We start from the raw sequence: 26535 nt of genomic DNA on the forward strand, positions 1-26535 counted from the left end.
GTGTGCCGATGGGATGCGTCAGACACATCCACTCCGCCCGGAGGTCCTCCCGTCTTCAACCCGACACGCCGTCAACAACCTAATTAGTCACTACATCTAGACCCTGGCAGACCGGGAAGGCTCGTCACGAGGTTCACACCTCGTGACGAGCCTTCTCCCGTCCTGCCGGTGGTCGGGCGCGGTGTGGCACGGCTCGCCGGTGAGCGCGGCGGTCTGCCGCTTACCCCATTGACAAAATGGATTTGTACGTTCAAGATTGTTTTTGCGATGAGAGACGTCCTGTACCTGGAGCAGATCGAGCAGGCCGAGGCCCTGCTCAAGCCGCAGCGCATCGAGGTGCTGCGGCGGTTGGCCGAGCCGCACTCGTGCACCGAGGTCGCGGGGCAGCTCAACCAGACCCCGCAGCGGGTCTACTACCACGTGAAGCGCCTGGTCGAAGCCGGTCTGGCGGTCCTGGTGTCGGAGCGTCGGGTGCGCGGCATCACCGAGGGCGTCTACCAGGCCACGGCCCGCGCGTACTGGCTGTCGCCGGGCCTGGTCGGGCGGCTGGGGCTGCGCCGCGCCCAGGACGAGCTCGGCCTGGGGTACCTGCTGGACCTCGTGGAACAGGTCCAGTCGGACATCGCCGCGCTCGACCGCAACCGACCCGAGCTGCCGTCGCTGGGCGTGTCCGGCGACATCCGGGTGCGGCCCGAGCTTCGCCAGGAGTTCTTCGACGAGCTGCGCACGACCCTGCAAGACCTGTTCAGCCGCTACGGCGGGGCGGAAGGCGACGCCTTCCGGCTGGCCGTGGCGTGCTACCCGACCCAGACGGAGGAAGACGACCATGAGTGAGACCGTGAAGATCCACGCCCGCGTGACCGCACCGGTCTCGCGTGTCCGCCGAGCGCTGACCGCGCCGGACGAGCTCGGCGCGTGGCTGGCCGAGCACGTCGCGGTGGAGCTGCCGGACCGCTACCAGTTCTGGGGCCGCCACACCCCCGAAGGGGACGCGCCGCACCAGGAGCTGGAGCACGTGGACGACACGTCCATCAGGTTCACCTGGCACGTCGGCGGCGAGGCCACGGCGGTCGGGATCAGCCTGGCCCCCGACAGCGAGGGCGACGGCGACACCACGATCGTCACGGTGTCGCAGAGCCACTTCCCGGGCTGGGAGTCGGCCGTGGCCGAACGGGGCGTGCTCGGCCACCTGTACACCTTCTGGTGCCTGGCGCTGGCCAACCTGGTCGAGCACGTCGACGGCCGGCCGCTGACACCGCGCTGCGACTTCACCACCTCGGAGATGCGGGCCTCGGTGGAGATCGACGGCCCGCGCGAGACGGTCTACCGGGCGCTGACCGACGCCGAGGAGTACTCCCGCTGGTTCGGCGCGAAGATCGACATCGAGCCGTGGGAGGGCGGCCGGGTGGCCATGGGCGGCTTCGACGCCAACCCCGAACCGGGCAAGGTCGTGGACCTGGTCGAGGGCGAGCGGATGACCATCGACTGGGGCGGCGGCCTCGCCACCGCCTGGGAGCTGGAGGGGTCGGGCGGCAAGACCCGGCTGACGTTCGTGCAGAGCGGGTTCATGGACGGCAAGACGCCGTACGGCGCGTGGACGGGGTGGCTGTCCGGTGTCGCGGAGCTGCGGCGCTACGTCGAGCTCGGTTCGGCGTGGACACCCATCTGGCTCCAGCTCGACGTCCCCGAGGGGATGCTCATGGGCGAGTGAGGCGGATCAGCCGGCGTTCGACGGCGGTGGTCACGGCCGCCGTCCGGGTCTCCACGCCGAGCTTGTCGAAGATCCGCACCAGGTGCGTCTTCACGGTGGCCTGGCTGATGAAGAGGGCTTTCGCGATCTCGCGGTTCGACAGGCCGCGCGCCAGGCGGTTCAGGATCTCGACCTCCCGCCCGCTCAGCGCGGGCGCGGGGTCGCGGACCGTGCGCAGCAGGCGGCGGGCGATGTCGGGGGACAGCACGGTCTGACCGCGCGCCGCGCGCCGGACCGCGTCGGCGAGCTGGTCCGGCGGCGCGTCCTTGAGCAGGTAGCCGGTCGCGCCCGCCTCGACCGCCCGCACCACGTCGGCGTCCGAGTCGTAGGTGGTCAGCACCACGACCTCGGGCGGGTCGGGCAACGCGCGGATCTGCCGGGTCGCCTCCACCCCGTCGATGCCCAGGCCGAGCTGGAGGTCCATCAGCACCACGTCGGGCCGGAGCGCGGCGGCGTGCTGGACCGCGTCCTCGCCGGTTGCGGCCTCGGCCACCACCGCGAAGTCGCGTTGCAGCAGCCCGGTCAGGCCGAACCGGACCACCGGGTGGTCGTCCACGACCAGCACCCGCAGCCCGGCATCCGGCCCGCTCACCCCGGGCCCGGCCGCGCCAGTCCCGGTCAGGTCGGGCGTGGTCGGGTTGGGGTCGGGCATGGCGAGGTTGGGCGCGGCAGGGTTGAGTCCGGCAGGGTTGGGCGCGGTGGGGTCGGGGCCGGTCACGTCGGCACCGTGACGGCGAGGGCCGTGCCCTCGCCCGGCGTGCTCTCCACGGACAGCGTGCCGCCGAGTTCGGCGACGCGGCTCCGGATGGACGTCAGCCCGAACCCCCGGCCCTCGCCCGGCGTCACGGCTCGCGGGTCGAAGCCACGGCCGTCGTCGCAGACGTCGAGCGTCACCGCGTCGCCCAGGTACGAGAGGGTCACCACCACAGTGTGCGCCCCGGCGTGCTCCCGGACGTTCGCCAACGCGCCCTGCGCGACCCGCAGCAGTGCCACTTCGGTCTGCACGGTCAGCGGGTACGGCTCGCCGTGCACCTCCACCCGGTCGCACAGGCCGCGCAACGCGTCCTCCAGCGACCGGCCCTGGAGCGGCGACAGGTCGCGCACGAACCGGCGCGCCTCGGCCAGGTTCTCCTTGGCCACGTCGGCGGCGCGCCGGGTGTCGCCGAGCTCCAGCAGCAACGCGATGCTGGACAGGCCCTGGGCGAGGGTGTCGTGGATCTCGCGGGCCAGGCGCTGCCGCTCGGCCAGCACGCCGGCCTCGTGGATCAGCCGCCGCCGGTCGAAGAACACCGCGCCGGTGATCACCGCGACCCCGATCGGGCCCAGCACCAGGCTCGGTTCCACCGCGTCCGCGAGCCTGAGCTGGGCGAGCACCACGGCGAGGGTGAGCACGCCCGCGATCGGCACCGCGAGTCGCGGTCGTAGCTGGCGCAGGCACTGGAAGAACAGCGGGATGGCGCACCAGCCGAAGCTCGGTGCGAGCCACACCAGCACCAGCCACACGACCAGGACCGCCGGGAGCGCCCTCGTCCACCGCACGCCCGCCGGGTAGGCCGCGCCGAGGCAGACCGCCGCGCCCAGCACGACGGCGTCGACGCCGTGGTACGCGAGGTACCGCGCCGCCGACGCCGCCAACAGCACGTAGAAGCCCGCGTGCATCGCCCGGTGCAGCCACACGGCGCTCACCGTAGGCCGGCCGCACCGGTCTGGGGTCAACCGATGGGTTGAACCTCGGTTCAACCCATCACACCAGGTCACGGGGGTGGGGCGGCGGTGATCCTGGTGTCGCCGACTTCGAGGGAGAGTGCGATGAAGAAGACCGTGGTGGGTGTGCTGGTGGCACTGGGTGTGGCGGGTGCCGGCGGGTACGCCCTGGCCGAGCAGCCGCAGGAGCGCGGGCGTGGCGGGGTGCAGGTGCGCAGCGAGAAGGTGCTGACCGTGGACGCCGCAGTGCGCGCGGCGCAGGGGGCGTTGGACGCGGCGGAGAAGGACGGTCAGCGGGTGACCGTCGCGGTGGTGGACCGGGGTGGTGACCTGGTGGTGCTGCTGCACGGCGACGGTGCGGGGCCGCAGACCGAGGAGTCGGCGAAGCGGAAGGCGTTCACGTCGGCCTCGTTCAACGCGCCGACCTCCGCGCTGGCCGGCCGGGTGACCGGGGCCGGGGCGACGCTGCGCGACATGCCGGGGACGTTGTTCCTGGCCGGTGGACTGCCGGTGGTGTCGGACGGCACCCCGGTGGCCGGGATCGGGGTCGGCGGCGCGCCGAGCGGCGACCAGGACGAGAAGTACGCCAAGGCCGGTCTGGCCGCGATCGGCGGCTGATCCGGACGGGGCGCGGCGGACCGGTGACCTGGACGGGGTGACCCGAACGGGGGTGGCTCGGACGGGGGTGGCTCGGTGGGCGGGCCACCCCCTTCGGGCCGGGCGGTCTCGTGAGAGCCGGCCGCCTCGTGGGGGCCGGGCCGCCCCACGAGGGTCGGCCGCGCGGTGGAACCCGGTTGCGCAAGAGGCCGAATGGACCATTGGGTCGGGTTCGGGTGGGGATGGGCGTCGCGGGGTGGTCGGGCGGGGTTAGGGTTCTCCGGTGGCCATCGCCCGCGCCGAACGGCTCGTCAACCTCGTGCTGTGCCTGCTCTCCACCCGGCAGTACCTGAGCGCCGAACGCATCCGCGCCATCGTCCCCGGCTATGCCGACGCCGTGACCGACGAGGCGTTCTTCCGCATGTTCGAACGCGACAAGACCGAGCTGCGCGACCTCGGCGTGCCGCTGGAGATCGGCCGCAACTCCGGGGTGGACGGCCCGGACGGCTACCGGATCGCCCGGCGGGACTACGAGCTCGGCGACATCGACCTCGAACCCGACGAGGCGGCGGCGGTCGCGCTGGCCGCGCGGTTGTGGGACTCGCCGCAGTTCACCGGTGCCGCGCACGGCGCGCTGATCAAGCTGCGCGCGGCGGGGGTCGACGTCGACCAGGACGTGCACGTGGCGGTCGAGCCGAAGGTGCGCACCAGCGAACCCGCGTTTCCGCCGCTGCTCGCGGCCGTGCAGCAGGGTCGGGTGGTCGAGTTCGACTACCGCCGGCCGGTGCCGGTCGAGGTGCGGCGGCGCACCGTGGAGCCGTGGGGCGTGGTGGCCTGGCGCGGCCGGTGGTACCTCGTCGGGCACGACCGGGACCGGCGCGCGCCGCGCTGCTTCCGGCTGTCGCGGATCGTCGGCGAGGTCGCCGCGCTGGGCAAGGCCGGTGCGGTGCAGCGGCCGGACGCGGTCGACCTGCTCAGCTTCGTGGCCCGCAGCGAGCCGACCACCCAGAACGTCGCCACGGCCACGCTGTGGGTGGCGCGGGGCAAGGCGCAGGGGGTGCGGCGGCGGGCCCGGCCGGTGGGGGAGCGGGAGTACGACGGCGAGCCCGGCGACCTGCTGGAGATCGACCTGAGGTTCCCCGACTCGGCGGCGAACTGGATCGCCGGGTTCGGGCCCGACGTGCTGGTGCTGGAGCCCGAGGTGCTGGCCAAGACGGTGCGGGAGAAGCTGGTCGGCGCGCTGCGCGGGGCGGGGGTGCGGGCGTGACCGCCTCGAACTCCTCGGCGGACCGGCTGCCCCGGCTGCTCGCCCTGGTGCCCTACCTGCTCGCCCGGCCCGGCATCCCGATCGACGAGGCGGCGGCCGACTTCGAGGTCACGCCGCGCCAGTTGCGCAAGGACCTGGAACTGCTGTGGATGTGCGGCCTGCCCGGGTACGGGCCGGGCGACCTGATCGACCTGTCGTTCGAGGGCGAGACGGTCACCGTCACGTTCGACGCCGGCATGAGCCGCCCGCTGCGGCTGACCGCCGCCGAGGCCACCGCGCTGCTGGTGGCCCTGCGCGCGCTGGCCGAGACGCCCGGCGTGGCGGACAAGGCGGCGGTGCGCCGCGCGGTGGCCAAGATCGAGGCCGCCGTGGGCCAGGCGCAGCCCGCCGGGGTCGCGGTCGGGCTGGCCGTGCGGGAGGGCCCGGAGACCGCGCTCGTCCGGGACGCGGTGTCCGCCGGCGTGCTGCGCGGCCGGGCGTTGCGGCTGCGCTACTACACGCCCTCGCGCGACGAGGTGACCGACCGGGTGGTCGACCCGATGCGGCTGCTGCTGGTGGAAGGCCGAAGCTACCTCGAAGCCTGGTGCCGGCTCGCGGACGGCGTTCGGCTGTTCCGGTTGGACCGGGTGGACGGCGTCGACGTGCTGGACGAGGCCGCGAGCCCGCCGCCGCACGCCGAGCCGACGGACACGTCCGAGGGGTTGTTCCGCCCCGACCCGTCCCAGCGCACCGCCGTCCTGGTGCTGGAGCCCGACGCGCGCTGGGTGGCCGAGTACTACCCGGTGGACGGTTTGACCGAGCTGGCCGAGGGCCGCGCGCGGGTGCTGATGAGGTACGCGGACACCCCGTGGATGGTGCGGCTGCTGCTCGGCCTGGGTGGTGAGGTGCGCGTCGAGCGGCCCGCCGAACTGGCCGAGGCGGTGGCCCGGCAGGCCGAGGCGGCGTTGCGCCGGGCGGATCACCTCCCGGCAACCTAGGACCGATACGGTGAGGGGGTGCCGTACTTGCCGAGCCTGGTGTTGTTGCTGGTCGGGATGGTGTTTTTGATCGTCGTCCTGGTCAAAGTCGTCGGAGCCTTGCGCCGCTTCCGCGCCGCAAGCATCCTGGTAGGCGACAAGGTCGGCAACGGTGTCGGATTGCTGCGGGCGCGGTTCGCCGCGCTCGGGGTGGCCTTCGCCGAACGGCGTCCGGACCGGGCCCGTGAGGGCGAACCCCGCGTACCATCGGTGGACCGGGGGATGAAGGAGGACTACCGTGGGTAACCTCGGAGCTACTGAGCTGATCATCATCGCCGTGGTGATCATCTTGCTGTTCGGTGCGAAGAAGCTGCCCGACATGGCGCGTTCGCTCGGCAAGTCGGCCAAGATCCTCAAGGCCGAGACCAAGGGCCTGCGCGACGACGAGGACCAGCCGCCCGCCGCGCAGCCGAACACGGCCGTCCAGCAGCCCGCGCCCCAGCAGTTGCCGCCCGCGCAGCCGCAGGTCGTCCAGCCGCCGACCGCCCAGCCGCAGCCCGTGCAGCCGCAGGTCGCGCAGCCGATCGAGCAGTCGGCGCAGAACCTCCACAACAAGCAGAACTAGACCAGAAGGACGGTCCGCACCGTGGGGGCAAAGCCCGTCCGGTGGTGGTCGGAGCGGCGCGCGCGCCGCAGGCTGACGAGTCGACGGGGCAACCCCGACGGCACCATGTCGCTGAAGGACCACCTGTACGACCTCCGCCACCGGCTGGGGTTGGCCCTGCTGATCATCGCCTTCGGGGCGATCTTCGGCTTCTTCTGGTGGGGCTGGCGCATCTTCGGCCTGCCGAGCCTCGGCGACATCGTGACCTCGCCCTACTGCGAGATCCCCGAGGGCGACCGGTTCAACCAGGGGACGTGTCAACTCCTCCAGACCAAGGTCTTCGAGGGCTTCCTGATCCAGCTCAAGGTGGGTGCCGCGGCGGGCATGGCGGTCACCGCACCGCTCTGGCTCCACCAGGTGTGGCGGTTCATCGCGCCCGGCCTGTACGCGAAAGAGCGCAAGTTCGCGCTGATCTTCGTCGGGATCGCCTCCCTGCTGTTCGTGATCGGCGCGGCGCTCGCGTTCTACGTCGTCCCGCAGGGGCTCGTGGTGCTGGTGAGCTTCGGCGACGGCCAGTTCCTCACGGCCCTGTCCGCCGGCGACTACATCGACTTCGTGCTGGCGCTGCTGCTCATCTTCGGCGTGAGCTTCGAGCTGCCCCTGATCGTGGTGATGCTGAACCAGGTCGGCGCGGTCAGCTACGCGAAGCTGTGCAAGTGGCGGCGCGGCATCGTGTTCGCCCTGTTCGTCTTCGCGGCCATCGCCACGCCGGGTGCCGACCCCGTCTCGATGATCGCGCTGGCCACCGCGCTGACGCTGCTGTTCGAGCTCGCCATCCAGATCGCCCGCGTGCACGACCGCAGGGCGGCCCGCAAGCGCAAGGCCGAGGGTCTGGACGAGCTGGACGACGACGAGGCAGCACCGTTCGACTACCGGCCCTCGCAGGTCGAGGAGACCGCGAACGAGACCGTGAACGAGCCCGTGACGCAGAAGGAACCGCACCGGGTCCGCTACGACGACGCGACCTGACCGGGAGGACGTCCGGCGGGGGTGGGTAACCCGCCGCCGGATCGCGTCGTTCCCGACCGTGGATCTCCACCGGGGCCGCGTGCCAGGATGCCGGGACGCACCGGACCCCCGGAGGACTCCCGCCATGTCCCGGCCCGCCCCGTGACCCGCGCCGCCCTGCTGGTGTGCCCGGGTTCGGGTGGCGGGCGCGCCGCGCGGGTGGCGGGCACGGTGGCCGCCCGGCTGCGCACCGCGGTCGACTCGCTGGACCTGCACGTCGCCTCTTCCGCCCCGGGCACCGCCGCACTGGCCCGCCGCGCCGTGCACGACGGCGTGGACGTCCTGGTGGTGCTCGGCGGTGACGGAGGGGCGCACCTGGGCGTCCAGGCGTGCGCCGGCACGCCCACCGCGCTCGCCGTGGTCCCGGCGGGCACCGGCAACGACTTCGCCACCGCCCTGGGCACGACCTCGGTGGACCACGTGGTCGACGCCCTGCGCGCCGGCGCGACCCGCCCGCTCGACCTCGGCAGGCTCCGCGACGGGACCTGGTTCGCGACCGTCCTGTGCGCGGGTTTCGACTCGGCGGTCAACGAACGCGCCAACGGGATGCGCCGGCCCGCCGGACCCCGCCGCTACGACCTGGCGATCCTCGCCGAGCTGGCCGCGCTGCGGCCGGCGCACCTGGTCGTCGAGACCGACGACGAGCGGCTGGAGCTGGACGCGCTGCTGGTCGCGGTCGGCAACACCACCAGCTACGGTGGCGGCATCCCGATCTGCCCGGACGCCGACGTCGCCGACGGGCTGTTCGACATCACCGTCGTCTCCGCCGCCCCGCGCCGCACGCTGCTGCGGGTGCTGCCGACGCTGCGCACCGGCCGGCACGTCGACCACCCGGCGGTGCGCACGCTGCGCGCCAAGTCGGTGGCCCTGTCCGGGCCCGGCTGGGTGGGGTACGCCGACGGCGAGCGCCTGCACGCCCTGCCGCTGGAGGTCGAGTGCAGGTCAGGGGCGTTACGGGCGGTCACGGCGCTGACCGCGCGCTAGTCCGGGGCCGCCGCCGGGCGGGTCGGCGCGGATCAGGAGCGCTTTTGTCGGTCCCATGTGACAGCCTGGGAGGGTGTCAAGCGCTTCGCGGTCTCCGGCCGACGCCTACGCGGACTTCCGCCGCCGCACCACCCGGCCCAAGCTGACCGACTTCCTCTCCGTGCTCTCCTTCGAGCTCGACCCGTTCCAGCAGCGCGCGTGCGAGGCCCTGGAGGACGGGCACGGCGTGCTGGTGTGCGCGCCGACCGGCGCGGGCAAGACCGTCGTCGGCGAGTTCGCCGTGCACCTGGCCCTGTCCGAGGGCCGCAAGTGCTTCTACACCACGCCGATCAAGGCGTTGTCGAACCAGAAGTACGCCGACCTGGTGGCCCGCTACGGCGAGGGCAAGGTGGGCCTGCTGACCGGCGACACGTCGGTCAACGGCAACGCGCCCGTGGTCGTGATGACCACCGAGGTGCTGCGCAACATGCTCTACGCGGGCTCCTCCACGCTGGGCAGCCTCGCGTACGTGGTGATGGACGAGGTGCACTACCTGGCCGACCGGTTCCGCGGCCCGGTGTGGGAAGAGGTGATCCTGCACCTGCCGGAGTCGGTGCGGCTGGTCGGCCTGTCCGCGACGGTCAGCAACGCCGAGGAGTTCGGCGAGTGGCTGGTGGAGGTGCGCGGCGACACCGCGGTCGTGGTGGACGAGCACCGGCCGGTGCCGCTGTGGCAGCACATGCTGGCCGGCGGCCGGATGCTCGACCTGTTCGCGGGCGAGGGGACCGACGGTGTCGCCCGGATCAACCCGCAGCTCCTGCGGCACGCCGAGGACCTGTCGCGCTACCACGTGCCGTGGAGCCGGAACAAGAACAACAAGGGCCGCCCGCCGCGCGGGTCGGGGTTCAAGCCGCCGTCGCGGGTGGACGTCGTGCAGCGGCTGGACGGCGCGGGCCTGCTGCCCGCGATCGACTTCGTGTTCAGCCGGGCGGGCTGCGACGCGGCGGTCGGCCAGTGCGTGCGGGCCGGGCTGCGGCTCAACACCGAGGCCGAGGCCGAGCAGGTCCGCGAGGTCATCGACTCCAAGACCCGCGACCTGCCGCAGGGCGACCTGACGGTGCTGGGCTACTGGGAGTGGCGGGAGGCCCTGGAGCGGGGCATCGCGAGCCACCACGCGGGGCTGCTGCCGGCGTTCAAGGAGACCGTCGAGGAGCTGTTCGTCCGGGGTCTGGTGAAGGTGGTGTTCGCGACCGAGACGCTGGCGCTGGGCATCAACATGCCCGCCCGGACGGTCGTGCTGGAGAAGCTCGTCAAGTACAACGGCGAGGCGCACGTCGACCTGACGCCGGGGGAGTACACGCAGCTCACCGGGCGTGCCGGGCGGCGCGGGATCGACGTCGAGGGCCACGCCGTGGTGGTGTGGCAGCCGGGTGTCGACCCGAAGGCGGTGGCCGGCCTGGCCTCCACCCGGACCTACCCGCTGCGGTCCTCGTTCCGGCCCGGCTACAACATGGCCGTCAACCTGGTGAACCAGCTCGGCGCGGTGGCCGCCCGCGACATCCTGGAGCAGTCCTTCGCGCAGTTCCAGGCCGACCGCTCGGTGGTCGGGCTGGCCCGGCGGATCGACCGCAACAAGGAGGCGCTGGGCGGGTACGCCGAGGCGATGAGCTGCCACCTGGGCGACTTCACCGAGTACGCGGCGCTGCGCCGCCGGGTCGCCGACCGGGAGAAGGCGCTGGTCCGGCAGAACTCGTCCGCGCGGCGGGCGGAGGCGGCGGCGTCGCTGGAGCGGCTGCGCAAGGGCGACGTGATCGCGGTGCCGTCCGGTCGGCGGTCGGGGCTCGCGGTGGTCATCGACCCGGGCCTGGAGCCGCTGGGCGAAGCGCGGCCCCTGGTGGTGACCGAGGACCGGTGGGCGGGCCGGCTGTCGTCGGCGGACTTCCCGTCGCCGGTCGAGGTGCTGGGCCAGGTGAAGCTGCCCCGCCAGGTCGACACCCGGTCGCCGAAGTCCCGGCGCGACCTGGCGTCCTCGCTGCGCAACACCGGGATCGTCGCGCCCTCGCTGCGCAAGCGGCGGTCGACGGCGGACGACGACGCGGAGCTGGCGACGCTGCGCCGGGCGCTGCGGGCCCACCCGTGCCACGGGTGCGAGAAGCGCGAGGACCACGCCCGGTGGGGCGAGCGGTACCACCGGCTGCTGGCCGAGACCGAGCAGGTGGAGCGCAAGGTCGCGGCCACCACGCACTCGCTGGCCCGCGAGTTCGACCGGATTCGCGGCCTGCTCCGCGAGCGCGGCTACCTGCACGAGCGGGAGTCCGGGCCGGGCGAGGAGGTCACCGAGCACGGCAAGCGGCTGACCAGGCTGTACTCCGAATCGGACCTGCTCGCGGCCGAGTGCCTGCGGCACGGCGTGTGGCGCGGCCTCGACCCGGCCGAGCTGGCGGCCGTGGTGTCGTCGCTGGTCTACGAGGCGCGTCGGGACGGCCCGCTGGAGACCAGGTTGCCGCCGGGCAAAGTGACCGACGCGATGACGGCCACCGCGCGGCTGTGGGCGGAGCTGGAGGACGACGAGCGGCGGCACAAGCTCGACCGGACCCGGCAGCCCGACCCGGGTTTCGCCTGGCCGGTCCTCCGGTGGGCGCGCGGCGAATCGCTGGAGAAGGTGCTGAGCGCCTCCGAGGCGAGCGGCACCGAGCTGGGCGCGGGCGACTTCGTGCGCTGGTGCCGGCAGGTGATCGACTTCCTGGACCAGATCAGGGACGTGGTGGGTGGCGGTGACCCGGTCGGTGCGACCGCCCGCAAGGCCGTCGACGCCCTGCGCCGGGGAGTGGTGGCGATGGCCACGGTCTGAGAAAGCTTTGCGGGGTGGCTGGGTGCGCCCCGCTCTCCTGTGGTTTGATCGCGCCCGCAAGACTTGACACATCTTTTCCAGACCGACCGTCGGAGGCCGAGCATGACCAGTCCGTACGGACCGTCCGGAGGGAACGACCCGCAGCAGCAGTGGGGCCAGCAGCCCTACGGCGGTGGTGGGTACCCCGGCACGCCGTCGGGTGGTTTCCCCGCTCAGCAGCCCGGTTACGGGCAGCCGGACCCGTCGCAGCAGCAGCCCCAGCAGCAGTGGGGGCAGCAGCCCCAGCAGCAGCAGTACACCCAGCAGTACCCGGGCGGGTACGACCCGACCCAGCAGCAACAGCAGCAGCAGAACCCCTACGGTCAGCCGCAGCAGCAGAACCCGTACGGCCAGGCGGACCCGGCGCAGCAGCAGTGGGGCCAGCAGCCGGGCCAGTTCGGGCAGCAGCAGAACCCGTACGGCCAGCCCGGCTACGGTCCCCAGCCGCCCGCGAAGAAGTCCGGCGCGGTGCTCTGGGTGGTCGTCGGCCTGGTCGTGCTGGTGGTCGCGGCGGTCGGCATCACCGGTTTCGTCACGCCCGGCTTCTTCAAGAAGAAGGTCTTCGACAACGCGGCCGTCCAGTCCGGGATCGTGACGATCCTCAAGGACGACTACAAGATCTCCGACGTGGAGAGCGCGACCTGCGCCGGGGAGAACCCGGTGGAGCCGAACCGCACCTTCACCTGCAAGGTGAAGATCGGCGGCAAGGACAAGGACGTGAAGATCACCGTGAAGACCGCCGACGGCGAGTACGAGGTGGGGCAGCCCACGGGCTGAGGCACCTGAGCGGCACTGTCACGAGGCCATCCCGGACGGGGTGGCCTCGTCCGTTCTCCGGGTCGGGCGAAACCCGGTCGCGATCCGGCGTCGGGCCAGGCACCATCAGGCGGTGACCGATCCCGACATCCGCGTCCTCGACGACGCCCACTTCCGCACCGCGAGCACCCTGTTCAGGGACACCCTCCACGCCCGCCCGCCGACGGACGAGGAGTGGAAGACCGTTCGGGCGACCTACCAGGACGGGCAGGCGCTGGGCGCGTTCGCGGGCGACGAGATGGTGGGCACGGTGCAGTGCTTCCCGTCCTCGCTGGCGGTGCCGGGCGGTGCGGTGGTGCCGATGTCCGCGGTCAGCCGGGTCGGTGTGCGGGCGGACTGGACGCGGCGCGGCGTGCTGACCGCGTTGCAGCGGGTCCAGTTGCGCGCGATGCGGGACGCGGGGGACGTGGCGTCGTCGCTGCGGGCCTCGGAGAGCGCGATCTACGGCCGGTTCGGCTACGGGGTGGCGACGCGCTACCGCGAGGTGCGGATCAAGCGCCGGGAGACGCGGTCGCGGGTGCCGGTCGAGGGCCGGGTGCGCCTGGTGGACGCGGAGCGGGCCCTCCCGCTGTGCCGCGCGCTGTTCGACCGGCTGTCGCCGGAGCGGCCCGGGACGATCGGCCGGTGGCCCGGCTGGTGGACCCTCATGGTGCAGCGGGTGCTGAAGGAGGACAACCTCAAGTTCGCCGTGGCGTCGGGGCCGGCCGGCGACGACGGGTTCGTGATCTACCAGGTGGCCGAGGGCTCGTTCGAGATCGGCCGCGAGAGGCCGACCGTGCTGACCGTGCGGGACCTGTGGGCGGAGACGCCGCGCGCGTGGGCGGACCTGTGGCGGTTCCTGCTGGGCGTCGACCTGGTGCACGAGGTGGCCGCCGAGGGCCGGCCGCTGGACGAGCCGGTGGAGTGGCTGCTGACCGACCGGCGGGCGCTGCGGTCGGTGGAGGGCGACGAGACGTGGTTGCGCCTGCTGGACGTCGAGGCGGCGCTCGCGGCGCGGACCTACCGGGCGGGCGAGCCCGTGGTGGTCGGTGTGCGGGACCGGTTCCTGCCGGAGAACGACGGTGCGTACCGGATCACTCCGGCGGGGGCTTCCCGGACGTCGGACGAGCCGGACTTCGTGGTCGACGTGGACGTGCTGGCGGCGGCGTACCTGGGTGACGTGTCGTTCGCGGCGCTCGCGATCACCGGCCACCTCACGTCGGACTCGGCCGACGCCCCGGGCCGGGCCGACGCGCTCTTCGCGGTCGACCGGGCCCCCTGGTGCGGCACGTTCTTCTAGCGCGCCCTGGGCGCGGGTCAGGCGTTCCGGCGTTCCAGGGCGGCCAGGAGCCTCGGGAGCGAACTGCCCAGGCCCCAGCGCCGGCCCAGGTGGGCGACCCGGTCCGGGTCAACCGGTGCGGCGGGCACGGGGTCGGGGCGGTCCTGGACGATCTCGGCGTCGGTGGCGACGTTCACCACCGTCGGCGCGACGGCCAGGTAGTCCTGGGCGTTGATCAGGGCCGTGCGGGCGCGGGTGGTGAGCTTGCGGTCCTTGCCGTCGTGCACGGCCGCCAGCACCGCCTCCAGCGAGCCGAACTCGGTGATCAGCTTGGCGGCGGTCTTCTCGCCGATGCCCGCGACGCCGGGCAGGCCGTCCGACGGGTCCCCGCGCAGCACCGCCATCCCCGCGTACGCGCGGCCCGCGTCCCGCTCGGGCAGGGCGTACTTCGCGGCGATCTCCGCCGGTCCGAGGAGTTCCGCCTTCGCCCAGCCGCGACCCAGGTAGAGCACGCGGACCGGGGTGGGCTCGTCGCGGACCACCTGGAACAGGTCGCGGTCGCCGGTGATGACCTCGACCGGGTCGGCGGTCTCCCGCGCGGCGAGGGTGCCGATGACGTCGTCCGCCTCGTAGCCGACCGCCTCGGCGGTGGCGATGCCGACCGCGTCCAGCACGTCGAGGATGACCGGCACCTGCGGGGTCAGCGCGTCCGGCACCTCCTCCTCGCCGGCGGCACCCCCGGAGGCCACCCGGTGCGCCTTGTACGACGGCAGCGCGGCCACCCGGAACCCGGGCCGCCAGTCCGCGTCCAGGCAGGCGACCAGCCTGCCCGCGCCGCGATCGGTGACGACCTTGGTGATGGTGTCGACGAAGCCGCGCACCGCGTTCACCGGCGTGCCGTCCGGCGCGGTCATCGATTCGGGCAACGCGTAGAAAGCCCGGAAGTACAGGCTGGCGGCGTCCATGAGGACGAGCGGGCTGCTCACCCCGGACAGCTTGCCAGACGGGTGCGACACCGGTCGCGCGCACGGTGGGTGCGCGGGCGTTCGCGGCGCGTGGTGATCGGGTGTACTGGCACGTGGCGGGCCCGGCAGGACTAGGCTGACCAGACATGTCGACCCATGTTGGACCCATTGACGTGGACGCCCTCCGCGCACGACTGGACAAGGCCGCCACCGCGGCGACCGTCGCCGGTGTGGACGCCCTGCTCATCACCCCCGGTTCGGACCTGCGCTACCTGATCGGGGCGGGCGGTTCGTCGTTCGAGCGGCTCACCTGCCTGGTGCTCCCGGTCGGCGGCACGCCGGTGCTCGTCGTGCCGAAGCTGGAGCAGCCGGGCTACGCGGCCGTGCCGACCGGCGAACTCGGCGTCGAGGTGGCCACCTGGGTCGACGGCGAGGACCCGTACGCGCTGGTGCGCCGGGCGCTCAAGGGCACCGACCGGGTCGCGGTGGCGGACATGATGCCCGCGCTGCACAACCTGCGGCTGCGCGACGCGATCGGCGGCGAGCAGGTGCTGGCCGGCCCGGTCCTGCGGGAGCTGCGGATGCGCAAGGACGCCTCCGAGGTCGAGGCGCTGCGCAAGGCGGGCGCGGCGATCGACCGGGTGCACGCGCGGATCGGCGAGTGGCTGCGGCCGGGCCGCACCGAGGCCGAGGTGGGCGCGGACATCGCCGCCGCGATCGTCGCCGAGGGCCACGAGCTGGCCGAGTTCGTGATCGTCGGCTCCGGCCCGAACGGCGCGTCGCCGCACCACAGCCTGTCCGACCGGGTGGTCGAGGCCGGGGACGTGGTCGTGGTCGACATCGGCGGCCCGGTGGCCGAGGGCTACAACTCCGACTCCACCCGCACCTACGTGCTGGGCGAGCCGCGCGACAAGGACGTCTGGGACACCTACGCGGTGCTGGAGGCGGCGCAGAAGGCGGCCGTGGCGGCGGTCCGGCCGGGCGTCACGTGCGAGTCGATCGACGCCGCCGCGCGCGAGGTCATCGCGGACGCCGGCTTCGGCGAGTACTTCGTGCACCGCACCGGCCACGGCATCGGGCTGGACGTGCACGAGGAGCCCTACATCGTGGGCGGCAACGACCTGGTGCTGGAGGCCGGCATGGCGTTCAGCGTCGAGCCCGGCATCTACCTGCCCGGCCGCTGGGGTGCCCGCATCGAGGACATCGTGATCGCCACCGACGGCGGTGTCGAGGCCGTCAACAACCGTCCCCACGAACTGGTGGTGCTGCCCGCGTGACCAACCTGGAGCCGATAGACCGGGCGATCCTGCGCGAGCTGGCCGCCGAGGGCCGGTGCAGCTTCACCGACCTCGCCGAGCGGGTGGGCCTGAGCGTGTCGGCCGTGCACCAGCGGGTGCGCCGGCTGGAGCAGCGCGGCGTGGTGCGCGGCTACGCGGCGCGGCTGGACGGCGACGAGATCGGCCTGCCGCTGACCGCGTTCATCTCGCTGACCCCGATCGACCCGGCGGCTCCGGACGACTACCCGAAGCGGCTGGAGCACCTGCCGCAGGTCGAGGCGTGCTACTCGGTCGCGGGGGACGCCTCGTACGTCCTGCGCGTCCGGGTGGCCTCGCCGACGGCGCTGGAGGAGCTGTTGCGGCAGATCCGGGAGGCGGCGAACGTGTCGACCCGGACGACGGTCGTGCTGTCCACGCCCTACGAGGACCGGCCGCCCGCGGTCTGACCGGTCCGCCGGCCGGGCGGGCTCCGCTATTTCGGCGTGGTCTTCCCGGTCGGCGTTCCCGGCGTGGTGGCGGTCCGCTCCGCCGTGCTCAGTTCTCGGAGCCGCGACCCTCGGCGAGCCGGCGCATGGTGTCGGCGAACCGGTCGACCACGTGCAGCACCGGCCGGTCCGGTGCCGGCACGAGCCGCATGACCTCGTCGTCGGTCGCCGGCCCGGCGGCCTGCGCGAACTCCCGCGCGGTCTCCTTGTCGGCGTTCTTCGGCACGATCGCGGTGACCTCGGTCTCCCCGTGGCGTCGTACCCAGAGGTGGTTCTCCGGATCTTCCCGGTAGGTCGGGTCGTCGCTCCAGGAAGCGGGCTCGACGTGGCGGGTCACCAGCTTGGGGTGCTCGCCCAGCGGCGCGTCCGGACCGGTCGCCGCGTACTCCGCGACGGCCTGGCCGTCCGCCACCCGGATCACCGGCGCGCCGTACCCCGCCCGCTCGACGGTGTACGGGGTGACCCCGAGCGCCTTCGTGCGCGTCTTCGCGGTGTCCGGTGCCTGCCAGGCCGGTCCCGCGTCGGCCACGGCGATCAGCGCCACGGCGACCACCGCCGTGCCCAGCGGGAGCAGCGCACCCCGCGCGAGCATCGCCGCCACCACCACCGCCGGCAGGCCGAAACCGCCGTAGAGCAGCCACGTCGGGCCGTGCGGCTGCCACGAGTCCAGGGCGCTGGAGTAGAACACGACCCCGATCAAGCCCACGACCGAGACCAGCGCGGCCCACAGCACGCGCCACCCGGGCGTCCGGGTGAGCGGGCTCGCCTCCTTGGTGACCGTGCCGATCAGGTAGTACAACCCGAAGGCGGGGACGAGGCCGGCCAGCACCACGATCCTGCTGCCCACCCAGAAACCGAACATCACCAGCCAGCCGGCGGTGTAGACGACCAGGAGCGTGCCCACCAGCACAGCTACGAGCTGCGCGACCACCGGGAGCGCGCCTTTGCGGGTGTCGATCACCGCCCTACGGTCTCCTACTGCCCACCGCCGTACATCGGGGGATCTACTCAAACGCGTCCCACGGCACGGCGTCGTACGCGGCCCGCACCCGGTCGACGGCCCCGGTGTCCACTTCGTACTCCACGTCGTCCACACCGGACACCGCGACCACGCCGATCGAGTTGGTCAGGAACGCACCCCGGTAGGACCCCAGGTCCGCCAGCCGCACCACGGCCCGCCGCGACGGCAGCTCGTGTTCCAGGATCTGCATGGTGATGCCGTGCAGCCAGTCCGCCTCGGGCCACACGACCTCGTCACCGTCGAGGAACGCGATGTTGGTGATGGCACCCTCGACGACCACCCCGTCGGGGGTGGTGAGGAGCGCTTCGTCGTAGCCGGCGGCGGTCGCGCGGTTGCGGTGGTGGGCCTGGCCGAACCCGCCGAGGTGCTTCACGTGCGGCAGCGGCCGGCGGTAGTCGACCGACATCAGCCGCTGGGGGCCGGCGGGCGGGGACGCCGGGTCGCGGACCGCGATCAGCACGGCCGGGTCGGCGGTGCCGAACACGACGACGCGGACGGAGGCGTCGCGGACGTCGTCGGCCAGCGCGTGCGATACCAGCGCGCGCACCCGGTCGCCGTCCAGGCCGGTGCCGTAGAGCTCGCGGTGGGCCGCGTCCAGCCGGCGCAGGTGCCGCGCCAGGCCCCGGACGCGGCGGTCGCGGACCTGCATGGCGGTGAAGTGGCCGTAGTTGGCCAGCACGGCGGGCGCGAGCTGGTCCGGGGTGGGCGGTACGCCGTCGATCTCGATCCTCAGCACGGACCCGACCGTAACGTGGCGGGAATCGAAGGTCGCGCCGTTGCCGCCACCCGTGTCGGTGGGGAGGGTGGGCGGTGTGGGGGAGCTGCGGCGGCACGCGGCCACGGCCCGGCGGGTCACGTCGGTGTGCACCGGCGCGTTCCTGCCGGCCGCTGCCGGGCTGCTGGACGGGGCGCGGCGACCCTGCCGCCGGCTGGACGGTGGGCGAGATGGCCCGCCGCGTGCGCTTCGTCGCGGCGAGCCGGGAGCCGGTGACCGACGACGTCGGTGTGCACGGGCTCCACGCTGCTCGCCGGAGACCGCGCCCCCGGAGGTGCCGGCGATGCCGCGCGCCGAGGTCGGCGGCCGACCACCCGGGCCTCCGGCACGCGCCGGTTGTCAACCGTCGACGGGCGGGCGAACGTCCCGCAGTGGTAACAACCTCGCGCAGCCTTGAGATGTTGGGTCGAACGACGGCGCAAGTGGCGTAGTTTCCGCACGCCACCACCATCCGGTGGGGTCGTCGCCGCAAGGGTTGTGAGCCAGTGGACCTTGGTGCTCCGCACGGAATCCGGTTCCGCTTCGAGGCGGGCCTGGTGCGCGCGGTGCTGCGCCGGCGGTTCGACCTGCCCGAGCCCGCGCGGTGGCGGCTGACCGCGTTCACGACCGGCCTGCGGGAGTTCGTCCGGGCCGGTGCACCCGGCGGGATCGAGCGGGCTTACCTGCACGTGGGCACGGTCGACGGACAACTGGACGAGCGGCGCGACCGGTCCGCCACCTACGGCGCGGCGGCACGAGGAGCGCGGGGAATACCCGGAGGCGCTCGCGGACTTCGAACGGTGCGTGGGAGAGGGTGCCGCGCGTCGGGACCGGGCGGACGTGCCGCCGTGCCCGGCGCGGCGGACCGGGCAGACCGGGGCAGACCGGAGGAGGCGCGGCAGGCCGCGCCGGAAGCGCAGGCCGCGTTCCGCGCGAACTGCGGCGGAGCTCGGCTGATGGAGGCGATCGGCGTGCTGGGTGAGCTGAGCGACGACCACGCGACACCGGTGCGGTACGCGGTGGAGGGGCCCGACCTCGCCGGGGAACCGGAGGACCGGCCGCGCCGGGCGGCGGTCACGTTCGAGGAGTGCGTGCGCCGCCACGCGGCCGGTGACCTGGTGGCGGCGGTCGACGCCGGGGTGCGCGCGGTGGAGCTGTTCCGCGCCGAGGGCGACGGCCCGGCCGAGCTGGCCGCGCTGCGCGAGCTCGGCGCGTGCCACCGCGACCTGGGCGAGCTGGAGACCGCGCGGCACTGCGCGGAGGTGGCCGTCGCGCTGGCCGAACGGCTGGGCGGCCCGCTCGACGTGGCGGCGTGCCTGGACGAGCTGGGCCGGGTGCTGACCCGAGGCGGTGATCACGCGGCGGCGTTGGAGCACTACCGGCACGCGGTGGAGCTGCTGGTCGCGAAGGGGGAGTGGGAGCGGGGCGCGGCCCTGCTGCCGCACCTCGCGGTGGGCGCGGTGCGCGCCGGCGACCCCGGTGCGCTGTGGACCACCGCGCTGTGCGGAGGGCTGATCTGCGAGATCGCGCCGCGCGCCACGTGGGCGGTGGTGGTGCCGCTGGTCGTGGACTCCATGAGACGCGCGATCGAGACCGGGCCGCAGGAGCTGACCGAGCGCGGGATGACCGATTTCGCGCACGCCGTGACGACCGGCAAGCGCGACGACATGCCGTTCCAGGTGGGTGTGCTGGCGGATGTCGTCGTGGTGCTGCTGGCGTGGCTGATGGACCGCGTCGACCGCGACATCGTGGCGTTCGCCCGGGAGCTCGACACCGCCACCGGCGGCGTGCTCGACCTGTCCGGCTACATCGCGGTCCCGCACGCCGACCGCGTCCGCGACCCCGGTCAGGTCCGCGCCCACCGGACCTGACCACCGGTGGCGACCGCACGCCCTCGGCCGGGAACGGCGCGAACCGCCCCGGGTGCCGGTGCGACCTCGTGCCGCGTGGCCCGCGTCAGGTCCCGCGCTGCCCGGTCGGGTAGCCGGCGGCGGTGCGCGGGTAGTGCTCGCGGTAGGCGGTGAGCCGGCCCCACGGCGTGGTCACGGACTCGGCGGCCAGCAGGGCGTGCCCCAGTGCCCGCGCGAACACCCGCCGCGCCGCCGCGAGCACCAGGTCGGCGGGCGCGTCGTGCGTCCCGGTGGACGCGGCGAACACCGCGTCGCCGTCCGGCAGCCCGTGGGCCGGCCGCACGGCCAGCGCCAGCCCGTCCTGCGCGGCGTTGGCCAGCGCGAACAGCGCGGGCAACCGGGCGTTGGTGGCGACGACGCCGATCACCGTGTTGAACGGGTGCCGGAACGGCGGCAGCGGCCGGGTCAGGTCGTCGCCGCCGGGTGCCGGGAACTCGCCCGCCACGCCGAGCGCGGCGGCGAACGGCAGCCCGGTGGCCGGGTCCACCGACCGGCCGGCCGCGTTGAGCGCCGCGACCGCGCCGACCACGACCCCGCCGCCCAGCTCGGCGCTCGCCGTGCCGATACCGCCCTTCAGCGACGCGTTGAGCGCGCCCGTGCCCGCGCCGACGTTGCCCTGCGCCACCACCGGCCCGGCCGCGCGCACCGCTTCCGCGCCCAGCCCGGCGGTGGGGTGGGCGTGGAACTCCCCGCCGCGCCCCAGGTCGAACAGGGCGGCGGCGGGCACCGGTTCGCCGAGTTCGCGGGCCGCGCCGTCGGCGGCGGCCAGGCCGTAGGCGCTGCCGCCGGTCAGCACGGCACCGCGCACCACCCGCCCGCCGTACCGGGGGTCCAGCGCGGCGGTGTCCCGGGTGGCCGGCCCACCGCCCCGGACGTCCACGGTGGCCCAGGTGTCCGGCGGGAACAGCACGGCGGTGGTGCCGGTCAGCGCGCCGCCGCCGATCCGGGTGGCGTGTCCCACCAGCACACCGGGCACGTCGGTGATCGCGTTGCGCACGGCCCCGGATGCTACCGACCGGACAGCCGCGCCCCGATCTCCCGCACCACCGACGCGAGCAGGTCGACGTCCTCGGTGGTGGTCCGCCAGTTCACGATCGCCGGCCGCAGCGCGACCCGGCCCCGGTAGACCGTCGTGCCCACGTACACCCGCCCGTCCGCCAGCAGTTCCTCGCCCAGCCGCCGGTTCAGCTCGTCCAGCCGGTCCTCCGGCACGCCCGGCGGCCGGTACCGGAAGCACACCACGAAGAGGGTGGCCGGTGCCAGCAGCTCCAGGTCGTCGGAGCGCTCCACGACGTCGCCCAGCCGCACCGCCAGGTCCCGGTGCCGCTCCACCATCGCCTGGTGGCCGGTGCGCCCGTAGGCGCGCAGCGTGGTCCAGATCGGCAGCGCCCGCGCCCGCCGCGACGACTCCGGGCCCAGGTTGTTGTAGTTGACGAGCTCGTCGTCGGGCTCGGGCAGGTAGGGGGCGTTCCACCCGCCGAACGCCCGGCCCAGCGCCGACGGGTCCTTGACGAAGGCGAACCCGCTCTCGTAGGGCACGTTGAGCCACTTGTGGCCGTCGGCCGCGAGCGAATCGGCCCGCTCGATGCCGCGCACCAGGTGCGACGTCCTCGGTGACAGCGCGGCGAACAGCCCGAACGCGCCGTCGACGTGCAGCCACGCGCCGTGCGCCGCCGCCAGGTCGGCCATCTCGTCCACCGGGTCGAAATCGCCCGCGTTGACCTCGCCCGCGTTCGCGATCACCACCGCCGGCCCCGACACCGCGAGTTCGCGGTCCAACGCCGCCAGGTCCAGCCGGCCCGCGTCGTCGCGGGTGAGCGTCCGGACGTGGTCGCGCCCCAAACCCAGCAACTGCAACGCCTTGCGGCTGCTGGCGTGCACGTACCCGCTGGAGAGCACCGGCATCCGGGGCAGCCCCACCAGCCCGTCGGCGGTCACGTCCGCGCCGTGCCGCGCCGCCCACCACTGCCGCGCGCACGCCAGCCCGGTCAGGTTCGCGAAGGTCGCGCTCGGTGTGAGCACCCCGCCGTAGCCCGGCGGCAGGCCGAACAGCTCCTTGAGCCACCGCAGGACGGTGGTCTCGGCCTGGGTGGCCAGCGGCGAGGTCAGCCACAGCCCGGCGGCCTGGTCGAGCAGCGAGGTGACCCAGTCGCCCGCCTGCGCGGCCGGCGTCGACCCGCCCACCACGAAGTGGAAGAACCGGGGCCCGGACGAGTGCGTCGCCGCGCGGGTCCCGATCCGCAGCAGGTCCGCGACGGCGGTCAGGGTGCCGTCGCCGTCCTCGGGCAGCGGCCCGTCGAGCTCCTTCACCAGGTGCGCCTGCGACAGGTCCCGCACCGGCAGGTGCGGCAGCGCGTCCAGGTACCTGCCGGCGGCGCGGGCCACCATCCCCAACGCCTCGGCGGCGTCCTCTCGCGAGATCAACGGGTCACCCATCGTGGCAGAGTAGACGGCCGTGACCCGACGCGGCCGTTTTCTCGGCAGGGCGCTGGAGCGCGGCGCGGGCGACGCCGGCGTCGACGTGTTCCTCGGCATCCGGTACGCGGAGCCGCCCTTCGGCCCGCGCCGGTTCGCCGCGCCGGTCCGCGCGGACTTCGCGGGCCCGTGCCGGGAGTTCGGGCCGATCCCGCCGCAGTCGGCCGAACTGCCCGGCGCGCCCGTGTGGCGGCCCGGCGACGAGGACGTGCTCACCCTCAACGTGTGGACCCCGCGCGGTGCCGAGGGCAACCCGGTGCTGCTCTACCTGCACGGCGGCGCGTACACCTACGGCTCGTCCGCACAGCCCGACTACGACGGCGCGGCGCTGGCCCGCGCGGGGCTGGTCGTGGTGACCTGCAACTACCGCCTGGGTTTCGAGGGTTTCGGGCACGTCGACGGCCACCCGGACAACCGCGGCCTGCTCGACCAGCTCGCCGCGCTGCACTGGGTGCGCGAGGAGATCACCGCGTTCGGCGGCGACCCGGACGCCATCACCGCCCGCCGGCCAGTCGGCGGGCGCGGGCTCCGCGCTGTTCCTGGCCGCCGCGTCGGCCGGGGTGCGCCGGGTGATCGCGCACAGCGTCCCGAACCGCTGCTACACCGGGGGGTTCGCCCGCCGGGTCGCGCGGTGGATCGACCCGACGACGCCGGCGTCGTCGGTGGCGTCGGCCGACGCGCTGGCCCGCGCGCAGCGGTCCGGGCCGCTGGGCTACGACCCGGTGCTGTTCGGCCCGGTCGCCGACCGGCTGCCGGTGCCGCCGGCCGGCGTGCCCGCGCTGCTGTGCCACACCACCGCCGAGTACCGGCTGTTCGACCGGGTCGGCACGATCGCGCCGGTGCGCACGGACGACGAGTACACCGCGTTCGGCCGGGACTTCGGGTTGCCGCCGCACGTCGTCGCCGACTACCGCGAGCTCTGCCCGACCGCGGTGGACGCCTACCTCGCGCTGCTGGGCGACTACGTGGTGGCCGAGCCCACCACCCGGCTGGCCGAGGCGCACGGCGCACCCCTGGCCCGGTTCAGCCGCCCGCCCGCGTGGCACGCCGGCGACGTGCCGTTCGCCTTCGGCACCCTGGCCGGCGCGGACTTCCTGCTCGGCGGCCCGCCCGGACCCGCCGAGCACGCGCTGTCCCGGCGCGTGCTCGGGTCGTGGGTCGACTTCGCGCGCACCGGGGACCCCGGCTGGAGCGGTGTGCGGTGGTGGGGCGAGGAGGTCGACGTGTCCGCGACCCGCGCGCTGTGGCGCGGGGTCGACCTCGACGTGCCCGTCGACCACCCGGTCGGCGGACCCGGTGCCGGCCCGCCTCGACCGGCGCGGTGAGCCGGTGCCCGCCGGTGCCCGGTCGACGTCCCGCCGGCCAGGTCGGGGCTACGGGTCGTGCACCCGCAGCCCCGAGCGGGCCGGTGCGCGAGGGCACCTCGGCCCCGTGCGCGGCGGACTAGCGGAGCTCTTCGCGCTCCCGCCGCACGGTCACCTTGCGGCCCTTGATGGCCGCGCCGCGCAGTGCCGCGATCACCTGCTGCGCCGACGCCTCGGGCACCTCGACCAGGGAGAACCGGTCGGCGATCTCGATCGCGCCGATCTCCCGGCCGTTGAGCCGGGCCTCGCCGGCGATCGCGCCGACCAGGTCCTGCGGTCGGATGCCCGCGCTGCGGCCCGCGCCGACGAACAGGCGGGTCATGCCGGCGGTCGGCCGGCGCGGCTTGCGCTCCCGGCGCGGCTCGCCGGTCGCCGGGCGGCGGTCGCCGCGCGGGGCGACCTCCGGGATCTCCTCCTCGTCGGCCGCCGCGCCGCTGGCCTCGTGCGCCAGCTTGACCGCCGCGAGGGCGACCTCCATGACGTCGAACTCGTCGGCCAGCGTCTCCACCACGACCCGGAAGCCCTCCAGGTCGTCCTCCAGCAGGCTCTCGTGCAGCGCCGCGCGGGTCAGCTCCAGCCGCCGGGCCCGCAGGTCGGCGACGGTGGGCACCTTCTCCATCTGGATCCGCTGCTTGGTGACCCGCTCGATGGTCTTGAGCATCCCGTGCTCGCGCGGCTCGGCCAGCGTGATGGCCACGCCCTCGCGGCCCGCGCGGCCGACCCGGCCGATGCGGTGCACGTAGGACTCCGGCGCGGAGGGCACGTTGTAGTTGACGACGTGCGTGAGCTGCTCGACGTCCAGGCCGCGCGCGGCGACGTCGGTGGCGACGAGCAGGTCGGCGGTGCCGTTGCGCAGCCGGGCCATCACCCGGTCGCGCTGCTCCTGGCTGATGCCGCCGTGCAGCGACTCGGCCCGGTAGCCGCGCCCGTTGAGGGTCTCGGTGAGCTGGTCCACCTCGTCGCGGGTGCGGCAGAACACGATCGCCGCGGTCGGCGCTTCGATGTCGAGCACGCGGCCCAGCGCGGCCGGCTTGTGGGCGCGCGGCACCACGTAGGCGCTCTGCCGCACGAGGGGTGCCTCGCCGGGCTCGGCCTGCTCCCGGCTGATGGTGATCCGCACCGGGTCGGTGAGGTGCGTGCGGGCCAGCCGGTCGATGCGCCCCGGCATGGTGGCCGAGAACAGCACGGTCTGCCGCTGGGCCGGGGCCTCGGACAGGATCGCGTCCAGGTCCTCCGCGAAGCCCATGTCGAGCATCTCGTCGGCCTCGTCGAGGACGACGACCTTCAGGTGCTCCAGCTTGAGCGTGCCGCGGTTGAGGTGGTCCACCGCCCGGCCGGGGGTGGCGACCACGACGTCCACGCCCTGCTCCAGCACGCGTAGCTGCCGCCCGATCGGCTGGCCGCCGTAGATGGGCAGCACCCGCGCGCCGAGCTCCCGGCCGTACCGGTGCACCGCCTCGGACACCTGCACGGCGAGTTCCCGGGTGGGCACCAGCACCAGGGCGAACGGCGCGCGTTCGGTGCGCCCGCCCTCGGCCATGCGCTCCAGCACGGGCAGGGCGAACGCGGCGGTCTTGCCGGTACCGGTGGCGGCCTGGCCGAGCAGGTCGCGACCGTTGTTGAGCGGTGGGATGGCCTCCCGCTGGATGGGAGTGGGTTCTTCGTAGCCGAGTCCGGAGAGCGCCCGCAGCAGCTCGGGGCGGAGCCCGAGGTCGGCGAAGCTGGTCCTGTCGTCGTCGGGCGCGTCGGCGGTCATGGCGTCAAGTCTCGCTGATCGCTCCGCACCCGCTCGGCGAGGGGTACGCCAAAGCCCGTCCGACGGCATCGTGATCCCGGTCACCGCGATCGGTTTTCGGGGCGGTCGGAACTTTCCCCGGGCCCCGGTCGGGTGGCGGTGCGGGATTTTCCGCCGGGAGCGGGTTCGAGTTCCCGTAGCGGTCCGGAAATGCCCGGTGAACGATCGGGGGCAACCCGGTTGTCGGTACCCCGGGGTATTTGTGGGAGCAAGCTCGTTGCGGGATGTCGAAGAGTTCTGCGGACATTTTCCGCGAGTGTCCGCCGGGGCTCGTCGGAACAGCGCGTGATACCTCGCCGAACGCCGGGTTCACCCCAGGGGAACGGTGCGGGCGGGTGCTATACCGCAGCTATACTTCCGCGTCGCGCGACCGGGCGGGCGGGCACCCCGGCGAGCCTGTCGAGACGCGGTGCCGAGCGTGACGTTCGGGTCGCCGAAGGCGTGGTCACCCGCCCGCCGCCGGAACCGCCCGGCCACCGCCGCCCCGCGCCCCCGGCCACCCCGACCGCGCACAAGAGCGCTTGTCGGAGCCGGTGCGGAAGCACTCCGGTGCGGAACCGGCGACCGTCACCGGTACGGCCGAACGGCGGTGGCCGTGCGTATCGGGGGCCGCCGC

The 26535-nt window shown here is 74.0% G+C and carries 24 protein-coding genes and 2 pseudogenes; 18 read left to right on the top strand and 8 right to left on the bottom strand.

From position 1 onward, the window contains the following. Nucleotides 1-267 precede the first annotated feature (267 nt). Together AB0G01_RS23080 and AB0G01_RS23085 are read left to right on the top strand one after the other, a co-directional pair. Entirely contained in the window at nucleotides 268-834 is a 567-nt protein-coding gene (locus tag AB0G01_RS23080) for a helix-turn-helix domain-containing protein (RefSeq protein ID WP_360948726.1), read from the top strand. Next, nucleotides 827-1711 carry an SRPBCC domain-containing protein gene (locus AB0G01_RS23085; protein ID WP_360948728.1) on the top strand — a complete coding sequence of 295 codons (885 nt, stop codon included), beginning with the start codon at nucleotides 827-829 and terminating at the stop codon, nucleotides 1709-1711. Before AB0G01_RS23080 ends, AB0G01_RS23085 begins: the two co-directional genes overlap by 8 nt. Here AB0G01_RS23085 and AB0G01_RS23090 read toward each other — a convergent pair. Beyond that, complete coding sequence (locus tag AB0G01_RS23090) at nucleotides 1698-2468, bottom strand: response regulator transcription factor (protein ID WP_360948730.1); 771 nt, start codon at nucleotides 2466-2468, stop codon at nucleotides 1698-1700. The genes AB0G01_RS23085 and AB0G01_RS23090 overlap by 14 nt on opposite strands. Next, nucleotides 2465-3427, bottom strand: coding sequence for a sensor histidine kinase (locus AB0G01_RS23095; protein ID WP_360948732.1), 963 nt, complete (start codon nucleotides 3425-3427; stop codon nucleotides 2465-2467). Before AB0G01_RS23095 ends, AB0G01_RS23090 begins: the two co-directional genes overlap by 4 nt. Nucleotides 3428-3559: 132 nt before the next feature. Between AB0G01_RS23095 and AB0G01_RS23100 the strand changes: the two genes are divergently transcribed. From AB0G01_RS23100 to AB0G01_RS23145, 10 genes are all read left to right on the top strand, one after another. Next, nucleotides 3560-4072: a heme-binding protein gene (locus AB0G01_RS23100; RefSeq protein WP_360948734.1), complete on the top strand. Its 513-nt coding sequence runs from the start codon at nucleotides 3560-3562 to the stop codon at nucleotides 4070-4072. Between the two features lie 262 nt (nucleotides 4073-4334). Beyond that, a complete protein-coding gene (locus AB0G01_RS23105) occupies nucleotides 4335-5318 on the top strand; it encodes a WYL domain-containing protein (RefSeq protein WP_360948736.1) in 984 nt (327 codons plus the stop codon). Continuing rightward, nucleotides 5315-6295, top strand: a complete 981-nt coding sequence (locus AB0G01_RS23110; RefSeq protein WP_360948738.1) for a YafY family protein — start codon at nucleotides 5315-5317, stop codon at nucleotides 6293-6295. Before AB0G01_RS23105 ends, AB0G01_RS23110 begins: the two co-directional genes overlap by 4 nt. Nucleotides 6296-6313: 18 nt before the next feature. Continuing rightward, nucleotides 6314-6580, top strand: a complete 267-nt coding sequence (locus AB0G01_RS23115; protein WP_360948740.1) for a bacteriophage holin — start codon at nucleotides 6314-6316, stop codon at nucleotides 6578-6580. Next, nucleotides 6573-6899: a Sec-independent protein translocase subunit TatA gene (gene tatA / locus AB0G01_RS23120; RefSeq protein ID WP_360948742.1), complete on the top strand. Its 327-nt coding sequence runs from the start codon at nucleotides 6573-6575 to the stop codon at nucleotides 6897-6899. Before AB0G01_RS23115 ends, tatA begins: the two co-directional genes overlap by 8 nt. A 21-nt stretch (nucleotides 6900-6920) precedes the next feature. Then, entirely contained in the window at nucleotides 6921-7907 is a 987-nt protein-coding gene (tatC, locus tag AB0G01_RS23125; protein ID WP_360948744.1) for a twin-arginine translocase subunit TatC, read from the top strand. 141 nt (nucleotides 7908-8048) lie between these two features. Next, entirely contained in the window at nucleotides 8049-8930 is an 882-nt protein-coding gene (locus AB0G01_RS23130; protein ID WP_360948746.1) for a YegS/Rv2252/BmrU family lipid kinase, read from the top strand. Nucleotides 8931-9003: 73 nt separating this feature from the next. Then, a complete protein-coding gene (locus AB0G01_RS23135; protein ID WP_360948748.1) occupies nucleotides 9004-11760 on the top strand; it encodes a DEAD/DEAH box helicase in 2757 nt (918 codons plus the stop codon). A gap of 102 nt (nucleotides 11761-11862) precedes the next feature. Continuing rightward, the gene (locus AB0G01_RS23140) at nucleotides 11863-12576 is read left to right on the top strand and encodes a DUF4333 domain-containing protein (protein ID WP_360948750.1); all 714 of its coding nucleotides are present in this window, start codon (nucleotides 11863-11865) and stop codon (nucleotides 12574-12576) included. A gap of 112 nt (nucleotides 12577-12688) precedes the next feature. Continuing rightward, nucleotides 12689-13894 (top strand): GNAT family N-acetyltransferase, encoded by a 1206-nt coding sequence (locus tag AB0G01_RS23145; RefSeq protein ID WP_360948752.1) that lies wholly within the window; start codon nucleotides 12689-12691, stop codon nucleotides 13892-13894. A gap of 17 nt (nucleotides 13895-13911) precedes the next feature. Here the strand turns inward: AB0G01_RS23145 and AB0G01_RS23150 are convergent, their stop codons facing one another. Continuing rightward, entirely contained in the window at nucleotides 13912-14859 is a 948-nt protein-coding gene (locus AB0G01_RS23150; RefSeq protein ID WP_360948754.1) for a 5'-3' exonuclease, read from the bottom strand. Nucleotides 14860-14984: 125 nt separating this feature from the next. On the opposite strand from AB0G01_RS23150, the gene AB0G01_RS23155 reads away from it, so the two are divergent. Together AB0G01_RS23155 and AB0G01_RS23160 are read left to right on the top strand one after the other, a co-directional pair. Beyond that, nucleotides 14985-16115 carry a Xaa-Pro peptidase family protein gene (locus AB0G01_RS23155; RefSeq protein ID WP_360948756.1) on the top strand — a complete coding sequence of 377 codons (1131 nt, stop codon included), beginning with the start codon at nucleotides 14985-14987 and terminating at the stop codon, nucleotides 16113-16115. Beyond that, nucleotides 16112-16561, top strand: a complete 450-nt coding sequence (locus AB0G01_RS23160; protein WP_360948758.1) for an Lrp/AsnC family transcriptional regulator — start codon at nucleotides 16112-16114, stop codon at nucleotides 16559-16561. The genes AB0G01_RS23155 and AB0G01_RS23160 overlap by 4 nt, the downstream gene beginning before the upstream one ends. 88 nt (nucleotides 16562-16649) lie before the next feature. On the opposite strand, the gene AB0G01_RS23165 is transcribed toward AB0G01_RS23160, so the two are convergent. Beyond that, complete coding sequence (locus tag AB0G01_RS23165) at nucleotides 16650-17561, bottom strand: hypothetical protein (protein WP_360948760.1); 912 nt, start codon at nucleotides 17559-17561, stop codon at nucleotides 16650-16652. Nucleotides 17562-17604: 43 nt separating this feature from the next. After that, the gene (locus AB0G01_RS23170; RefSeq protein ID WP_360948762.1) at nucleotides 17605-18357 is read right to left on the bottom strand and encodes an aminotransferase class IV; all 753 of its coding nucleotides are present in this window, start codon (nucleotides 18355-18357) and stop codon (nucleotides 17605-17607) included. A gap of 76 nt (nucleotides 18358-18433) precedes the next feature. Between AB0G01_RS23170 and AB0G01_RS23175 the strand changes: the two are divergent. Both AB0G01_RS23175 and AB0G01_RS23180 read left to right on the top strand, forming a co-directional pair. Next, nucleotides 18434-18535 (top strand): annotated as a pseudogene (locus AB0G01_RS23175) (AraC family transcriptional regulator); the annotation flags it as partial. A 346-nt stretch (nucleotides 18536-18881) separates the two neighbouring features. Continuing rightward, the gene (locus tag AB0G01_RS23180) at nucleotides 18882-20246 is read left to right on the top strand and encodes a tetratricopeptide repeat protein (protein WP_360948764.1); all 1365 of its coding nucleotides are present in this window, start codon (nucleotides 18882-18884) and stop codon (nucleotides 20244-20246) included. Between the two features lie 85 nt (nucleotides 20247-20331). Here AB0G01_RS23180 and AB0G01_RS23185 read toward each other — a convergent pair whose 3' ends face one another. Together AB0G01_RS23185 and AB0G01_RS23190 are read right to left on the bottom strand one after the other, a co-directional pair. Next, nucleotides 20332-21282 carry a P1 family peptidase gene (locus tag AB0G01_RS23185; protein ID WP_360948766.1) on the bottom strand — a complete coding sequence of 317 codons (951 nt, stop codon included), beginning with the start codon at nucleotides 21280-21282 and terminating at the stop codon, nucleotides 20332-20334. 11 nt (nucleotides 21283-21293) lie between these two features. Continuing rightward, a complete protein-coding gene (locus tag AB0G01_RS23190) occupies nucleotides 21294-22721 on the bottom strand; it encodes a pyridoxal-dependent decarboxylase (protein WP_360948768.1) in 1428 nt (475 codons plus the stop codon). A gap of 19 nt (nucleotides 22722-22740) precedes the next feature. On the opposite strand from AB0G01_RS23190, the pseudogene AB0G01_RS23195 reads away from it, so the two are divergent. Together AB0G01_RS23195 and AB0G01_RS23200 are read left to right on the top strand one after the other, a co-directional pair. Then, nucleotides 22741-23247 (top strand): annotated as a pseudogene (locus AB0G01_RS23195) (carboxylesterase family protein); the annotation flags it as partial. Nucleotides 23248-23329: 82 nt separating this feature from the next. Then, complete coding sequence (locus AB0G01_RS23200) at nucleotides 23330-24085, top strand: hypothetical protein (protein WP_360948770.1); 756 nt, start codon at nucleotides 23330-23332, stop codon at nucleotides 24083-24085. Nucleotides 24086-24203: 118 nt separating this feature from the next. Here the strand turns inward: AB0G01_RS23200 and AB0G01_RS23205 are convergent, their stop codons facing one another. Continuing rightward, nucleotides 24204-25880 carry a DEAD/DEAH box helicase gene (locus AB0G01_RS23205; RefSeq protein WP_360948772.1) on the bottom strand — a complete coding sequence of 559 codons (1677 nt, stop codon included), beginning with the start codon at nucleotides 25878-25880 and terminating at the stop codon, nucleotides 24204-24206. Between the last annotated feature and the right edge of the window lie 655 nt (nucleotides 25881-26535).

Source organism: Actinosynnema sp. NPDC023587 (assembly GCF_040640215.1).
Classification (GTDB): Bacteria; Actinomycetota; Actinomycetes; order Mycobacteriales; family Pseudonocardiaceae; genus Actinosynnema.

Bases quoted from the DNA above. Each gene is read 5' to 3' on its own strand.
- AB0G01_RS23205 (WP_360948772.1), bottom strand. From the start codon at position 25,880: ATGACCGCCGACGCGCCCGACGACGACAGGACCAGCTTCGCCGACCTC.
- AB0G01_RS23140 (WP_360948750.1), top strand. From the start codon at position 11,863: ATGACCAGTCCGTACGGACCGTCCGGAGGGAACGACCCGCAGCAGCAG.
- AB0G01_RS23080 (WP_360948726.1), top strand. From the start codon at position 268: ATGAGAGACGTCCTGTACCTGGAGCAGATCGAGCAGGCCGAGGCCCTG.
- AB0G01_RS23155 (WP_360948756.1), top strand. From the start codon at position 14,985: ATGTCGACCCATGTTGGACCCATTGACGTGGACGCCCTCCGCGCACGA.
- AB0G01_RS23190 (WP_360948768.1), bottom strand. From the start codon at position 22,721: ATGGGTGACCCGTTGATCTCGCGAGAGGACGCCGCCGAGGCGTTGGGG.
- AB0G01_RS23085 (WP_360948728.1), top strand. From the start codon at position 827: ATGAGTGAGACCGTGAAGATCCACGCCCGCGTGACCGCACCGGTCTCG.
- AB0G01_RS23100 (WP_360948734.1), top strand. From the start codon at position 3,560: ATGAAGAAGACCGTGGTGGGTGTGCTGGTGGCACTGGGTGTGGCGGGT.